The 15,508-nt window shown below is 66.4% G+C and carries 8 protein-coding genes and 1 tRNA gene; 1 reads left to right on the top strand and 8 read right to left on the bottom strand.

Going from position 1 to position 15,508, the window contains the following annotated elements; translation table 11 throughout:
• Window positions 1-4: 4 nt before the first annotated feature.
• The 4 genes from epsL to ACL58G_RS27600 all read right to left on the bottom strand — a co-directional run bounded on the left by epsL (window position 5) and on the right by ACL58G_RS27600 (window position 4,112).
• Complete coding sequence (epsL, locus tag ACL58G_RS27585) at window positions 5-1,201, bottom strand: XrtB/PEP-CTERM-associated polysaccharide biosynthesis outer membrane protein EpsL (RefSeq protein ID WP_440963804.1); 1,197 nt, start codon at window positions 1,199-1,201, stop codon at window positions 5-7.
• 38 nt (window positions 1,202-1,239) lie between these two features.
• Entirely contained in the window at window positions 1,240-1,965 is a 726-nt protein-coding gene (locus ACL58G_RS27590) for a CAAX prenyl protease-related protein (protein WP_440963805.1), read from the bottom strand.
• Between the two features lie 54 nt (window positions 1,966-2,019).
• Window positions 2,020-3,930 carry an ATP-binding cassette domain-containing protein gene (locus ACL58G_RS27595; protein WP_440963806.1) on the bottom strand — a complete coding sequence of 637 codons (1,911 nt, stop codon included), beginning with the start codon at window positions 3,928-3,930 and terminating at the stop codon, window positions 2,020-2,022.
• A 107-nt stretch (window positions 3,931-4,037) separates the two neighbouring features.
• Window positions 4,038-4,112, bottom strand: a tRNA-Arg gene (locus tag ACL58G_RS27600).
• A 431-nt stretch (window positions 4,113-4,543) separates the two neighbouring features.
• Here ACL58G_RS27600 and ACL58G_RS27605 point away from each other — a divergent pair.
• Entirely contained in the window at window positions 4,544-6,742 is a 2,199-nt protein-coding gene (locus ACL58G_RS27605) for a bifunctional SulP family inorganic anion transporter/carbonic anhydrase (protein WP_440963807.1), read from the top strand.
• Window positions 6,743-6,799: 57 nt separating this feature from the next.
• Here ACL58G_RS27605 and ACL58G_RS27610 read toward each other — a convergent pair whose 3' ends face one another.
• The 4 genes from ACL58G_RS27610 to ACL58G_RS27625 all read right to left on the bottom strand — a co-directional run bounded on the left by ACL58G_RS27610 (window position 6,800) and on the right by ACL58G_RS27625 (window position 15,442).
• Complete coding sequence (locus ACL58G_RS27610) at window positions 6,800-8,884, bottom strand: ATP-binding protein (protein WP_440963808.1); 2,085 nt, start codon at window positions 8,882-8,884, stop codon at window positions 6,800-6,802.
• Between the two features lie 436 nt (window positions 8,885-9,320).
• On the bottom strand, window positions 9,321-10,016 hold the full coding sequence (locus tag ACL58G_RS27615) for a response regulator transcription factor (RefSeq protein ID WP_440963809.1): 696 nt from the start codon (window positions 10,014-10,016) through the stop codon (window positions 9,321-9,323).
• Window positions 10,017-10,079: 63 nt separating this feature from the next.
• Window positions 10,080-14,300 (bottom strand): two-component regulator propeller domain-containing protein, encoded by a 4,221-nt coding sequence (locus ACL58G_RS27620; RefSeq protein WP_440963810.1) that lies wholly within the window; start codon window positions 14,298-14,300, stop codon window positions 10,080-10,082.
• Entirely contained in the window at window positions 14,297-15,442 is a 1,146-nt protein-coding gene (locus tag ACL58G_RS27625; protein ID WP_413387358.1) for a patatin-like phospholipase family protein, read from the bottom strand. Before ACL58G_RS27625 ends, ACL58G_RS27620 begins: the two co-directional genes overlap by 4 nt.
• Window positions 15,443-15,508 lie beyond the last annotated feature (66 nt).

Consider the following 15,508-nt stretch of genomic DNA (forward strand, 5'->3'; position numbering starts at 1 on the left):
GCATTCAGAACTGCGCATTGGCCGACAGCGACACGCTGTTCGACTTGAAGCTGCCCGTACCGAGCACGGGCGATCCGCTGCGCGCCTGATGCGCCAGCCCCGCCGACACCTGGATGGTCGGCCGCGGCGTCCACGTCGCGGACAGGCTCTGCGTGCGGATGGAATCGCGGATGTCGCCCGCGCTGGCGAACGAGGCGCGCGCGTTGTAGTTGCGCCGTTCGTAGACGGCGTCGGCATTCACCTTGATCTTGGCCGTCGCATCCCATTGCGCACCGACGCTGGCGCCCTTGTTCAGCGTATAGCTCACGACCGTGCTTTCCAGCGGCGCGAAGTCGCGCCAGACGGCGGCCCGGTACGTCATCTTGCCGCGCGGCTGGTACGTGGCCTTGATCTTGCCGGCCACGCCGCTCGTCTTGCCCGTGCCGAACGACGGCTGGTCGCGCCGCGTGTAGCCGACCAGTGCATCGAACGTCGTGGAACCCGTCGCTATCCACAGTACGCGCGCCTTCAGTTCGTCCTGCGTGAAGTTGTCGTTGAGAAGATTCGGACCGACGGGGCGCGGATACGGATACTTGCCCTTGACCCGCCGCGCCACGAGGCCGACCGTGCTGCCGCTGCTGGGCAGGTAATCGAGTTCGACCTCGCTCGAATCTTCCGTGCGGTTGTTGTAGCGCTGGGCGAACAGCTCGTAGTCGTACTTGTCGCGCTGGAAGCCCGTGCGCACGCGCCAGGACGAGTGGAAGCGCCACGCGCCTTCCGCGAAGTGGCTGCGGCTGCGGCGCAGGTTGCGCTCGTTGCTCTGGAAATCGGTGTACGGCGCCAGCACTTGTTGATAGGTGGTGCCGACCTTGCCTTCGAGGTGATTGCCGAGTTGCCAGAACCAGGTTGCCTGCAAGTCCTTGCCATCGTAATTCAGCTGTTTGAAGTGGTCGAAGTCGTACTTCGACAGCTTGGCCACGATGGAAATCCGCTGGCGGCTATAGGTCTTATCGAAGATCAATCCGCCCTCCCGCATCCACCATGAGTCGGCCCGGGTGCCGTCGAACGCGGGCTGGCCCTCCGGCACGCGCAGCAGGTTGTCGTCGTGGCCGTAGCCGACGCCGGCATACAGGTGGAGCGCATCGCTGGGGCCGGCGCCGGCCGGCAGCGTGAACAGGGTGCAGAGCAACAGGGCAAGGGGACGCACGCGGAAATTCAGCATGATGGTTTGTCTTTTTCTTGAAGTTAATGGCGGACGGCTTACCAGTAAGACCAGCTGCCGGTCCGAACCACCCACACGCCCAGCAGGCCGTTGGTGACGGCATGTGCCAGGATCGGCGACCACAGGGTGCGGTGACGCATGTACAGCAGGCTGTAGGCCGCGCCCGCAACGATCCCCGCAAGCCAGAGGTTATGTTCGACACCGAACAGCACGACAGTGATGACGAAGCTTTTGATGGAGAGTTGAGAAGGCTCAACCGACTCGAAGTCGGGCGCATCCACCCACCGCATCAGGAAAGAGCGCCAGAACAACTCTTCCATGACGGGCACGACGAGTGCGGCGCCGGCGATGCGGATCGCCACGAGCAGCCAGTCGACACGGCCGCCGACGCGCGGATCGAAGCCGGACGGGGAACCGAACACCATCCAGCCGGCGTCCAGGCTGATCCATAGGACGAACACGAGCACGCCCGTCGCAAGCGCGGTCAACGCGTGCAACGGTGTGAGATGAAAGCGGGAAAGTTCTTCGTACTGGCGCCAGGACAGCGCCAGCAACAGGGCCACGAGGGCGATCTTGGCGGGGTACAGCCAGCGCAGGGCGTCCTGCGGGACACCCAGGCGTTGCAGCACGTCGCCGATGACGATGAAGGCCAGGTAGGCGGCGAAGGGCAGGATGCGGAGCCAGGCCGCGCGGTTGAACATGGGAGCGTCGGCGGGGATGGCTGCCGTGGCGGGCACGGCGTAGCGGTCGTCATGCTCAGTCATGTCTCTCCGTCAGCGGGCGCCTGGCCCGCGCTCAGCGATGCGCTAACGCATGGGCTATTCTCCCCGCGAGCGCGCTTCGAGGACTTCCCAACGCTCCAGGGCGTCGAGCAGAAGCTCCTCGATTTCCGCGTAACGCGCATTGATCCGGCGCGCGTCAGCGGGATTGGTCTTGTAGAAGTCGGGCGCATTCAGCTGTGCCGTGATGGCCGACTGCTCGTCTTCAAGGCTGGCGATAAGCTGCGGCAACTCCTCCAGCTCTCGCTGTTCCTTGTAGCTCAACTTTACCTTCTTGCCCGACGCGTTCTGTGCGTTGGATGACATATCCTGCGCTTTCGCCGGCGCGGCCTTTTGTGCTACCGCGGGCGCGGGCGCCGCTTTCACGCGCTCCCAGTCGCTGTAGCCGCCGACGTATTCGCGCCACGTCCCCTGCCCTTCGGAAACGATGACCTGGGTAACGACGTTGTCGAGGAACGTGCGGTCGTGGCTGACGAGGAACACGGTGCCCGAGTAATCCGTCAGCAGTTCTTCGAGCAGTTCGAGCGTCTCGATGTCGAGGTCGTTGGTCGGCTCGTCGAGCACGAGGCAGTTGGCCGGCTTGGCGAACAGGCGCGCCAGCAGCAGGCGGTTGCGCTCGCCGCCGGACAGCGATTTCACGGGCGAGCGCGCGCGCTCGGGCGCGAACAGGAAGTCGCCCAGGTAGCTCATCACGTGCTTGCGCTGGCCGTTGATCTCGACCCAGTCGCTGCCCGGCGCGATCGTGTCGGCCAGCGTCGCTTCTTCGTTCAGTTGCGCGCGCATCTGGTCGAAGTACGCGACGTTCAAGCGCGTGCCCAGCTTGACGTTGCCGCTGTCCACCGTCTCTTCGCCAAGAATGATTTTCAGCAGCGTCGTCTTGCCGGCGCCGTTCGACCCGATCAGGCCGACCTTGTCGCCACGCATGATCGTGCCGGTGAAGTCCTGCACGATCACCTTGTCGCCATACGACTTCGAAATGTTTTCCAGTTCCGCGACGATCTTGCCCGAGCGCTCGCCGGTCGCGACGTCGATGCGGACCTGGCCCTGCTGGTCGCGGCGCGCGGAACGCTGCAGGCGCAGGTCTTCCAGACGGCGCACGCGGCCTTCGTTGCGGGTGCGGCGCGCTTCCACGCCCTTGCGGATCCACACTTCTTCCTGTGCGAGCACCTTGTCGAACTTGGCGTTCTCGACCTCTTCGATCGCGAGCAGTTCTTTCTTGCGTTCCTGGTACTTGCTGAAATTGCCGGGGAACGAGAGCAGGCGGCCGCGGTCCAGTTCGACGATGCGCGTGGCGACGTTGTCGAGGAAGCGGCGGTCGTGGGTGATGAACAGCACGGAGCCGCGGAATTCGCGCAGCAGGCCTTCCAGCCACTGGATCGACGTGAAGTCCAGGTGGTTCGTCGGTTCGTCCAGCAGCAGCACGTCGGGGCCGGACACGAGCGCGACAGCCAGCGCCACGCGCTTCTGCATACCGCCCGACAACGTGCCCATCTTCGCAGCGCCCGCGAGGCCCAGGCGGCCCAGCGTGGTCTCGACCCGGTTGCCGAGGTTCCAGGCATCCGTCGCATCGAGTTTCACTTGCAGATCGTGCATGCGCTCCATGATCGCGTCATCGTTGCCGTGACCAAATTGCCCGGTCAGGGATTCGTACTCGGCCAGCATCGCCTGCTGGTCGCCCATGCCGGCGGCGACCGCGTCGAACACGGTCATCTCCGGATCGAACACGGGCTCCTGCTCGACGTACGCGATCTTGACGCTCTGCTGCATCACGAGCAGGCCGTCGTCCAGCTTCGAGCGGCCGGAAATGATTTTCAGCAGCGAGGATTTGCCGGTGCCGTTACGGCCGATGAGGCCGACGCGTTCGCCGGCTTCCAGCGAGAAATCGGCATGGTCGAGCAGCGCGACGTGGCCGAAAGCCAGTTGCGCGGAAGAGAGGGAAATGACAGCCATGGTGTGAGCGGCCGCGACGCTTGTCGGCGCGGATATCGGTAAGAGTGTGAGAAAGCAGGCATTGTACCGAAGGGGGACGGCCTGATGCGGCTGGGGGATGGTGAAACTGGTGTCGCCAGCAGGAATCGAACCTGCATCTAAGTCTTAGGAGGACCTTGTACTATCCATTGTACTATGGCGACACTCTGCGTACTGCAGCCAGCTATTCTACAGGACGCGAGCTCCTCCCACAATGTTCGGCGCCGCCGGACGTCTATACGACCTCATCCGCACGTTTATCAGATTCGTAATTCGGTGTTATTCAAGGCAATAAAAATAACCCGATTAAAACCGCTTTTATTCAAATCTATTTCGCGCAAAAGAATTGTAACGGTTGACCGTGCATGCTGGACGCATTTGCAAACTGCATGTTATATTTTTTCCCCGTCGCTTTAACAATCGACGCTCCTGAAAATGCATCGAAACGGTGCATTGCACCGTTTTGGTTCAATCCAAATCAAACGTTCATGAATCCGGTTCATCGGCTATCAACCGATGTAAATCGTTATATCGCCATGCGCAAAATAAACAAGCGCATTCTGACTGACAACCATCGTTCTTCCGTGAGATTCCCATGCATACGAATACCCTCAAGTACGATTTGCCGGCCGGCATAGTAGTGTTTCTTGTCGCCTTGCCCCTGTGTCTCGGTATTGCCCTCGCCTCCGGCGCGCCTTTGTTTTCAGGGATTATTTCCGGAATTATCGGCGGCATCGTCGTGGGTGCCATCAGCGGTTCCCATACGAGCGTCAGCGGCCCCGCCGCCGGGCTGGCGGCCGTCGTCCTCGCCTCGATCACGAAACTCGGCGCCTTCGAAATCCTGCTCGCGGCCATATTGATTGCCGGCGTAATGCAATTGGCCATGGGTGTCGCCCGTGGCGGCTTTATCGCCAATTACATTCCCTCGAACGTCATCAAGGGATTACTCGCCGCGATCGGCATTCTGCTGATTCTCAAACAGATTCCCCATGCGATCGGTTATGACGCCAATCCGGCCGATGATACGTCGTTCATCCAGGCCAATGGAGAAAATACGTTTTCCGCCATTGCGCATGCATTCAATGCGATCACGCCCGGCGCCATGATCATTGGTCTCCTGTCGATGCTGATTCTCGTGTATTGGGACAGGACGCCATTCAAGAACATCAAATTGCTGCCGGCGCCATTGTTCGTCGTGGCATTGGGTGTTGCACTGAATGTGACATTCGATCGTTTCTTTCCCGCACTGAGTATCGATCCGGAACATCTCGTCGATATTCCGCCCCTCGATATCGGTAACCTCGGTGCTTACCTGAATGTCCCGGATCTCGCCCATTTCACGAACCACGACGTCTGGATCGTCGGCTTCACGATCGCCATCGTCGCGTCGCTGGAAACGCTGCTGAACGTGGAAGCGGTCGACAAGCTCGATCCGCACAAGCGCGAAACGCCCATGAACCGCGAACTCGTCGCGCAGGGCGTCGGCAACATCTGCGCCGGCCTGCTGGGCGGCCTGCCCGTCACGTCCGTCATCGTGCGCAGCTCGGTCAACATCCAGAACGACAACCGGACCAAGGCCTCGACCATTCTCCACGGCGTGCTGCTGCTGGCCAGCGTGCTCGTGCTGGCGCCCATGCTGAACCTGATTCCGCTGGCCGCGCTGGCCGCGATCCTCATCGTGACGGGCTACAAGCTGGCCAAGGTCTCGCTGTTCCGCGACATGTACCAGAAGGGCTGGTCGCAATTCGTGCCGTTCGCCGTCACCGTGGCCGCCATCGTGCTGACGGACCTGCTGACCGGCGTACTGATCGGCCTGGCCGCCAGCCTGTTCTACCTGATGCGCAGCCACTTCAAGAATCCGTTCTCGATGGAACAGTACCGCCTGCACATCGGCGAGGTCGTCAAGATGGAATTGCCGAATCAGGTGTCGTTCCTGAACAAGGCCACGATCAAGAGCGCGCTGTGGGAAATCCCGGAGAACGCGAACGTGCTGATCGACGCGGCCAACTCGGACTACATCGACCACGACGTGCTGGAAGTCATCAACGACTACCGCGTCGTCGCGGCGGAACGCAACGTCAAGCTGAACGTCGTGGGCCTGCGCGACAAGTACAGCCTGCACGATCCGATCCAGTTCGTCCCCGCCCTCGACAAGGACACGCAGACGAGGCTGGCTCCGGAAGACGTGCTGCAGTTGCTGCGCGACGGCAACGAGCGCTTCCGTGCCGGCCGCACGACGAAGAAATACTATCTGCACCAGGTGGAAGCGACGGCGGGCGGGCAGCATCCGATGGCCGTCGTCGTCAACTGCATCGACTCGCGCACGTCGCCGGAAATCATCTTCGATGCCGGCCTGGGCGACCTGCTGACGATCCGCATCGCGGGCAACGTGATCAGCCGCGAGATCATCGGCAGTTTGGAGATCGCCCATAAATTGGGCGCGAAACTGATCGTCGTGAAAGGCCACTCGAGTTGCGGCGCGATCGGCCTCGCGCTGCAGAACGAAGGCGCGCACAGCATGGGGGCGATCACGGGCAAGATCCGCAAGGCGGTCGACCAGTGCAAGTGCGGCGCCCATCATCCGCCCGAGGGCAAGGCAATGCTCGAGGCGGTCACGCGCCGCAACATCGAGAACTCGCTGGACGAGATCATCGCCGGCAGCGCCTTCCTGCGCGAGCGCATCGCGCGCGGCGAGATGGGACTCGTGGGCGCGTACCACGACATCGCCACGCGCACCGTGCACTTCGGGGAACTGGTCACGCCGGACGACGGCCGGAACGACCTGGCCGCCTGATGGCTGGTAACGCCGACATATCGCAAATATCACGCGTGGGCACGCCGTGCCCACACCCTACGCGGCTTCGGCCCCCGTCTCCGCATTCGCGCCCAGCGCCAGCATGCACCCGACCTTGTCCACCAGCGCGTTCATGGCAAAAGGCTTGGTCAGGATCTCCATCTGCGCGGGCAGCTTCTCGTTCTTCATGACCGTGCTTTCCGCATAGCCCGTCACCATCAGCACGGGCAGCTGCGGCCATTGCACGCGCACGTGGTCGGCCAGCTGGCGGCCGTTCATGCCGTTGGGCAGGCCGACGTCCGTGACGAGCATGTCCGGCCGCGTGTCCTTCAACAGGCGCAGGGCCTGCGGCGCATCGCAGGCGACGAGCACCGTGTAGCCCTGCAATTCGAGCACCTCGGCCATCACGGCGCGGATGTCCGCCTCGTCGTCGACGACCATCACGACACCCTTGCGCGTGCCCGCTTCCAGCGGCGGTTCGACGTCCGGGCCCGCGGCCGGCTGCGTCTCCACGAGGTGGCGCGGCAGCAGCAGGCGCACTTCGGTCCCCTGTCCCGGCCGCGATTCGATGCGCACGTTGCCGCCCGACTGGTGCGCGAAGCCGTACACCATCGACAGGCCCAGGCCGGTCCCCTGCCCCATCGGCTTCGTCGTGAAGAACGGGTCGAACGCGCGCGCGACGACGTCGGGCGCCATGCCGGCGCCGTTGTCGCGCACGCTCACCTGCACATATTCTCCGGCCCGCAGGTCGCCGTGGCGGCGCGCCTGGGCGGCGGTCAGCGTGACGTTCTCCGTCTCGATGACGAGCAGGCCGCCTTCCGGCATCGCGTCGCGCGCATTGTTCGCGAGGTTCAACAGCGCGCTTTCCAGCTGGTTCGGGTCGCACAGGGTGGTCCACAGCGCGGCCGCGAGACGCGTGCGCACGGCGATCGACGGGCCGGCCGCGCGCTCGATCAGGTCCGTCATCGACATCACGAGCGCGTTGACGCTGGTCGGCTTCGGATCGAGGGCCTGGCGGCGCGAGAACGCGAGCAGGCGGTGCGTCAGGGCGGCCGCGCGCTGGGTCACGCCGAGGGCCGCGTCGATGCGCGTCAGCAGGTCGCCGCTCTGGCCCATGCGCAGGCGCAGCTTCATCAGTTCCAGGTGGCCCGTGACGCCCGCCAGCATGTTGTTGAAATCGTGCGCGAGGCCACCCGTGAGCTGGCCCACGGCTTCCATCTTCTGCGACTGGCGCAGCGCTTCCTCGGCCTGCCGCAGCGCGTCGGCCTGGTGTTTTTCCGCCGTGATGTCGCGCGCGACGCCGTACAGCAGCTCGCCTTCCGGGGAGATCGTCCACGACACCCAGCGGTACGAACCGTCCTTGTGCAGCACGCGCGTCTCGTAGCCGACGAGCGGCGTGCCCTCGGCCAGGATCTGCATTTTCCGCAGCACGTCCTCGCGGTCGTCCGGGTACACCATGTCCATGAACGGGCGCGTGGTCGCTTCCTCGGCACTCCAGCCGAAGCACGCGGTGAACGCGGGGTTCACGGTCAGGAAGCGCCCCGTCGCCAGCGACGCCGCGGCCATCACGTCGGGCGAGATGCGCCACAGGCGTTCGCGGTCGCTCGCGTGCGACGCCACCTGGTGCGTCAGCGCCCCGTTCAGGCGGCGCAGGGACTCCAGCGCGCGCATCTTGTCCGTCGTCTCGACGGCCGTGCACAGGATGCCGCCGACGGTGCCGTCGTCGTCGCGCACGGGGCTGTACGAAAACGTGAACCAGGCCTGTTCCGGATAGCCGTGGCGCGCCATCGGCACGGGCATGTCTTCGTGGTGGCAGGCTTCGCCCGCATAGGCTTTCGTCGCGATCGGCCCGATGGTGTCCCACACGTCCGGCCAGACCGTGCGCAACGGCCGGCCCAGCGCGGCCTTGTCGCCGAGCAACGGCATGCAGGCGTCGTTGGGAAAGCTGATCAGGTCGGCGCCCCAGCACAGCAAGGTGGGGAACCGGGAATTCAGCGCCAGGCTCAGTGCCGTGCGCAGTGCGGCGGGCCAGTCCTCGACGGGGCCGAGGGGCGTGATGTGCCAGTCATGGGCGGCGATACGCGCGGCCATCTGGCCGCCGCCGGTAAGGAAGGTCAGGCTGGGGGAAACCGTGGTCTTCATAGTCCTCGCTCATGCAATCCCTGGTCAAAGCTCCGTCCCAGCAGTCTGCGCTGCCGTGAAAGGGTACCTCGCAAACCGTCACGAGCGGCCGCAGATTTGGCCGAGACGCGCAGCTGTACGAGAGTACAGCGAGCATCGCAGGCCTCGGCGTCCCCGCCGAAGCTGCAACGCGCAGCAGGTTTGCGACGTGCCCGAAAAAGTCGACTATTTTAATGACAAGCTCATGACGGACGGCGCGCGCTTGGCGCGGTCCGTACGGGGCAAAAAAGACGCCCGACAAGTTGCCGTTCGGCCTGGGAGGTGCTGCATGCCGGCCACGGCAAAGGATCAGTATGCCGGATTCCGCTGCCGTGTGGAGGGGTGATTTACAACATTTTCGACAACAATTTTTCGCGTTTTCCAGCAGGAATTTAACGTTGCGGACAGGCGCGCAACCTTACATCGCCAGGTGCCGGGTGGCGTCGGTCTGGCGCAGCACGGCGCGGTGTGCGGCTTCCAGTTCGCGCGCCAGGGCGGCGCCGTCGGGGGCGGAGCGCAAGGCGTCGAAGCCGTTCGCGGCACCGTACAGGCCCAGCGTGCGGCACCCTTCGCACAGGCGCGCGAGGTGGGCGCGGGCGGCGTCGAACTGGCTCGTGGCCAGCAGCGCGGCCAGGTCGGTGCCCGCGCTGACGAGCTGGCGCTGCAGGCCGCCGAGATACAGCAGCAGGCGCGTGGCGTCGATGCCGAGGCGGCGCAGGGTGGCGTCGGGCTGCTCGTCCGGCGCACGCATCAGGGGTTGCAGGTGGTGCGCGACGCGCGCGGCGTCGAACGGCTTGACGATGTAACCGGCGGCGCCCAGCGACAGCGCCTGCTCCATCGTCGCGCCGTCGGCCGCGGCCGAGACGAGGACGAACGGCAGGCCGGCGAAACGGGCGTCCGCTTTCACGCGCGCCAGCAATTCCATGCCGGACAGGCGCGGCATGCGCAGGTCGCAGAACAGCAGCGCGGGGTTCGCGCCGGCATCCAGCTGCGCCCAGGCGTCTGCGCCATCCTCCGCTTCCAACACGTCGAACACGCCGCTCGCGGTGCTGTCGATCATGTGCATCAGCATCATGCGCGACACCACGTCATCGTCGACTATCAAAACCTTCATCCCTGCCCCATTGTGTCGCAATTGTTAAATGGCAATTATACAGCGGTGAGACGCGCGCACGATTCAGGCAGTCGCCGCCTCGAAGCGGGCCAGCAGGTCCCACAGGCGCGGCAGGCCGGCGCGCACGGCGTCGAGCTGGCCCGCGTCCGCCAGGGCCTCGAGTTCGGCGCACAGCGCGCGCAGCCCATCCTCGCCCAGGTAGCCGGCGCTGCCCTTCATGCCGTGCAGGACGCGTCCGGCCGTGTCGCGGTCGCCCGTCGCCAACGCCTTGTCCAGTTCGATGCGGCGGCGCGGCAGGTCGGCCAGGAAGGCGCCGCGCAGGCGGTCCTTCAGGTCGCTCGCGCGCAGGATCGGCGGCGGCGGCGTGGCGGGAGCAACGGCGTCGCCCGGCACGTCGAACATCGCGTCCAGCTCGGCCGTCGACGGCGCGCGCGCGGCCGGCTCCGGCATCGGTGCGAGTTCGATGCCGCGCTGCAGCTGGCGCTCGATGGCGCGCGTGAGGTGGTAGTGCAGCTGCGAGTCGTCGATGGGCTTGGTGATGAAGGCATCCATGCCGCAGGCCAGGTAGCGCGTCCGGTCTTCCTCGCTGACGTTGGCGGTGAGCGCGACGATCATCAGGTGCTGGTCCAGCACGGGCGCTTCCAGCGGACCGCCGGCGCGGATCAGGCGCGTGGCCGAGGCGCCGTCCATCTCGGGCATGCGGCCGTCCATCAGGATCAGGTCGTAGCGCGTGCGCGCGCAGGCCGCCACGGCCAGCACGCCGTTCTCGACGACGTCGACCTGGTGGCCCAGTTCCTCCAGCATCATGCGCACGATGATCTGGTTGGTCGGATAGTCTTCCGCGCACAGCACGCGCAGGCGGTGCGTGTGCGGCGCGCGCGGCTGGTCGACGACGGAGTGCGGCTGCACGCCGTCCGCCAGCGGCAGCACGAAGCTGAACGTGGAGCCCACGCCGGGCGTGCTGGCGACGCCGATCGTGCCGCCCATCAGTTCGACGAGCTGGCGGCAGATCGCCAGGCCCAGGCCAGTGCCGCCGTAGCGGCGCGTCGTCGTCGCGTCGGCCTGCTCGAATTTCTGGAACAGGCGCGGCAAGGCGTCCGGCGCGATGCCGATGCCCGTGTCTTCGACCGAAAAGCGGATCATGTTGCGGCCCGCGCGGTCGTGCTGGTCTTCCGGACGGCGCTCGACGCGCACGGTGATGGAACCGCTCTCGGTGAACTTGAAGGCGTTGCCGACGAGGTTCACGAGGATCTGGCGCAGCCGGGTCGGGTCGCCCACGACGAAGCGCGGCAGGTCCGGATCGAGGCGCACGGCGAAGCCCACGCTGTGCGCGCCGGCCTGCTCCTCGAACAGCGTGCCGACATGCGAAATCGATTCGTCGAGCGCGAAGTCGATGTTCTCGATGGTCAGCTTGCCCGCCTCGATCTTGGAAAAGTCGAGCAGGTCGTTGATGATCGCCAGCAGCGACTGGGCATTCGCCTGGCCGCGCAGGATCTGCTCGCGCGTGCAGTCGCGCAGCGCCGTGTCGCGCAGCGCGAAGCCCAGCATGCCGATCACGCCGGCCAGCGGCGTGCGCATCTCGTGGCTCATGTTGGCGAGGAATTCGGACTTCTGGCGCGTCGCGTCTTCCGCGCGCTGCTTGGCCTGGTACAGCCGTTCCTCGTTTTCCTGCAGCGCGCCGTTGGCGAGCGCCAGCTCGTTCGTGCGGCGCCGCACCTGCCGTTCCTGCTCGCGCAGTTCCTCGGTCTGGCGTTCCAGCAGGCGGTTCTGCTGCTCGATGCGTTCCGTGCGCGCGCTGACCTGCTGTTCCAGCATGGCCTTCTGGCGGCGCAGGACGTCCACGCGGATCCGGTAGGCGCCGTAGCCGCAGCCGATCACCACCAGCGCGCACAGGGTGCGGAACCACCATGTCTTCCAGTACGGCGGCAGCACGGTCACTTCCAGCGTGGCGGCGGCATCGCTCCACACGCCGTCCTTGTTCGCCGCGCGCACCTGGAACGTGTAGCTGCCCGGATCGAGGTTCGTGTAGGTGGCGAAGCGCTTGCTGGCGTCGACGCCGATCCAGTCCTGGTCGAAGCCGACGAGGCGGTAGGCGAAGCGGTTGCGGCCCGGCGCGGCGAAGTGCAGCGCCGAGAACTCCAGCGAGAACACGGAATCCTGCGGCGTGAGCGTGATGCCGGACAGCCGTTCGATGGGCCCCGGCAGCATGCCCGGCCGGACGTCCTGCCACGGCTGGCCGAAGATCTGCAGGCCCGTGATGACGGCGCGCGGCGCGATCAGGTTGTCGTGCAGCGCGCGCGGATTGAATGCGGTGATGCCGTTGTTGCCACCGAAGTAGAGCGTGCCGTCGGCCACGCGCAGCGCGGAGGCGTCGAAGTACGCCCCTTCGATCGTGCCGTCGGTCGCGTTGTAATTGCGCCAGGCGCCGCTGGTCGGGTCGAGCCGGTGCAGGCCGCTCGAGCTGGAGACCCAAATGAAGCCGTCGAGGTCTTCCTGCATCGCGGCCACGACGTCGTCCGCCATGCCGTCGCGCACCGTGTAGCGCTGGAAGCGCGGCGTGCCGTCGCTGCCGATCACCATGCGGTTCAGGCCCACGGCCGTGCCGACCCACAGGTCGCCGCGCCGGTCTTCCAGCAGGTAATGCACCTCGTCGTGCGACAGGCTCGTGGGATCGTCGGGATCGTGGCGGAAGTGGCGGAACTTGCCGGTGGCGCGGTCGAGCAGGTCCAGGCCGTCGAACGTGCCGACCCAGAACCGGCCGTGGCGGTCTTCCAGCATCGGCCGCACGATGTTGTCGGCCAGGCTCGCGGCCGCGGTCGGATCGTGCTGGTACGTCGTCTGCTTGCCGTCCGGGTCGATGCGGTGCAGGCCGCCGCGGGTCGCGGCCCACAAGGTGCCGTCGCGCGTGACGTGCACGTTGCGCACGTAGTTGGCGTCGACGTCGTCGGTGGACAGCGGACGCCGCGTGATGCGCCCGGTCTTCGGATCGAAGTGCGCGAGGCCGTTGCGCGTGCCGAGCCACACGGTGCCGTCGCGGCCGCGCGCCACCGACGTCGCCATCGCGTCGCCCGTCAGCCCTGCTTCGACGGGCGCGAGGCGCCATGCCTGGTCCGCGCCGGTCGCCGGATCGAACAGGTGCAGGCCGCCGTTCGTGGCGAGCCACAGCTTCCCGCCGCCGTCGCCGGCGATGCCGCGCACCTTGTTGTCTTCCAGCGCGAGCGGCGTGTCGTCGCCGCGCACGATGCGCGCGAAGCCGCCGCTGCCCATGTCCGCGCGCGACACGCCGCCGTACCACGTGCCGACCCAGAATGTGCCCACGCGGTCGCCGTACAGCGCCGTGACCTGGTTGTCGCCGAGGCTGTAGCTGTCGGTGATGCGGTGCGGATGGCGCTCGAAGCGGCCCAGCGCGGGCAGCCAGCGGTACAGGCCGCGGTCGTGCGAGCCGACCCAGACCTGGCGCTCGGCGTCCTCGTACAACACGCTGATCTCGCCGGGCGGCATGCCGTCGTCAAGCCCGAACGTGCGCACGTCGCCCTTCGGCCCGAGCGACAGGCGTTCCAGGCCGCCCATGCTGCCGACCCACAGGCCCTGGCCCGCGTCGACCATCAGCGTCTGCACGAAGTCGTACTTGCCGCCGCGCGGCGACGGGTGGTGGCGGAAGTGCATCCGCTCCGGGTCGAGGCTGTCGAGGCCCGCCGCGGTGCCGATCCACAGGCGGCCGTCGCGCCCGCGCGCGAGGGCCGTCAGCTTGTCGGACGCGAGGCTGTCCGGCACGCCCGGCACGTGGTGCCACGTGTCGAAGCGGCCGGTCGGGATGTCGAAGTGCTGCAGGCCGTCGGCCGTCGCGAGCCACAGGCCTTCCTTGCCGTCGTCGAGGATGGCGCGGATGTGGCGGTTGCCGTTGCCCCGCTTGGCCGGTTCGTCGGGCACGAAATGGCTGAACGTGCCGGTCTTCGGTTCGTAGCGATCGAGCCCGCCGTCCGTGCCGATCCACAGCCGGCCCTTGCGGTCGGCGTACAGCACGCGCACCCAGTTGTTGGCGAGCGTCTTCGGATCGCCGACGACGTTGCGGAAATTCGTGAAGCGGTAGCCGTCGTAGCGCGACAGGCCGGACTGGGTGCCGAACCACATGAAGCCGTCCGGGTCCTGGACGATGGACAGCACGGATTCCTGCGCGAGGCCGTCGTCCACCGACAGGTGCTCGAAGCGCAGGGTCGGGGTCGGCGCCGCATGGGCGACAACGGCCCACAACAGCGCGAGGACCAGGAACAGGCATCGTTTCATGCTTCGAAAAACTCCAGTACGTCGCGGCGCCGGGCATAGGTGTCGCGCTGGCCCAGCGCCATCAGTTCGCGCGTATAGCCGCCTTCGAACAGCAAATAGGACGCCAGCGAGGCGCCGCGCGCCTCGATCGCCCCGATCCCGCCCAGCAGCGTGCGCACGGGCCCCGGCAGGTTGACCGCGTGGCGGGCCGCGATGTCGTCCAGGCGTTCCGACGGCACGATCGCGAGCAGGTCGATGCGGCGCAGCGGCGTCTTCGCCAGCGCCTCCTCCGGCAGCATGGACAGCGTCTCGTTGACGCGCTGCAGGCGCTCGATATCCATCGCGAGGCCGTCCAGGAAGATCGACGACAGCGCGTGGCCGGCGATCTGCGCCAGGCTCGGATAGCGCACGTGCGCCGGCAGGTGGTTCACGGTCTCGTTCATGCGCCCCGCCCCCACGACGAGCACGCGGCGCGCGCCCAGGTGGATCGCGGGCGCGATCGGCGCCAGCTGGCGCATCGAACCGTCGCCGCAGTATTCCAGATGGCCGTCGAAATACAACGGCACGGCCGGGAAGATGAACGGCAAGGCGCTCGACGCGAGCAGGTGTTCGACGCCGATCTGTCCCTGCAGGGCGAGGCGCTGGTGCCGCTTCCACGGTGCGATCTCGCGTTCGCTCTGGTAGAACGTGACGTGCTGGCCGCCGCTGTACGACGACGCGGTGACCGCGAAGGCGTCCAGGCAGCCGCTGGCCAGCGCCGCGTCCAGGCGCGGCAGGTCGAGCATGCGGTGCAGCAGGCCCACGAGCGGCGTGTTGTCGAGCAGCGACGTCGGCGGCGCGGCGTGCCACTGGCGCAGCATCCAGCCGAACGACAGCAGCGACAGCCAGCGCGCGCCGGAGCGCAGCACGCCCAGCGAATCGGCGCGGTAGACCTGCGTGACATCGATGCCCTCCCACACGTCCGCCAACTGGTCGACGGCGTCGCCGAAGTCGTCGGCGCGGCAGGCCAGGCCGGCCGCGTTGAGCGCGCCGGCGGACGTGCCGCAGATGATCGCAAACGGATTGCGCGCAGCGGGCCACCCCGCCTCCCCCAGGATGCGGGAGATCGCCTGCAGGACCCCCGCCTGGTAGGCCGCACGCGCGCCGCCACCGCTGAGGATCAAACCCGTTTTACATTCAATATCCACAGAGCAAGATTAGCAAACTCTGCTTAACTTGCGTTGAATAAA

It is taken from the genome of Massilia sp. GER05, from assembly GCF_052056005.1.
GTDB classification, from domain to species: Bacteria; Pseudomonadota; Gammaproteobacteria; order Burkholderiales; family Burkholderiaceae_D; genus Telluria; species Telluria orientalis.

Bases quoted from the DNA above. Each gene is read 5' to 3' on its own strand.
- epsL (WP_440963804.1), bottom strand. From the start codon at position 1,201: ATGCTGAATTTCCGCGTGCGTCCCCTTGCCCTGTTGCTCTGCACCCTG.
- ACL58G_RS27590 (WP_440963805.1), bottom strand. From the start codon at position 1,965: ATGACTGAGCATGACGACCGCTACGCCGTGCCCGCCACGGCAGCCATC.
- ACL58G_RS27595 (WP_440963806.1), bottom strand. From the start codon at position 3,930: ATGGCTGTCATTTCCCTCTCTTCCGCGCAACTGGCTTTCGGCCACGTC.
- ACL58G_RS27605 (WP_440963807.1), top strand. From the start codon at position 4,544: ATGCATACGAATACCCTCAAGTACGATTTGCCGGCCGGCATAGTAGTG.
- ACL58G_RS27610 (WP_440963808.1), bottom strand. From the start codon at position 8,884: ATGAAGACCACGGTTTCCCCCAGCCTGACCTTCCTTACCGGCGGCGGC.
- ACL58G_RS27615 (WP_440963809.1), bottom strand. From the start codon at position 10,016: ATGAAGGTTTTGATAGTCGACGATGACGTGGTGTCGCGCATGATGCTG.
- ACL58G_RS27620 (WP_440963810.1), bottom strand. From the start codon at position 14,300: ATGAAACGATGCCTGTTCCTGGTCCTCGCGCTGTTGTGGGCCGTTGTC.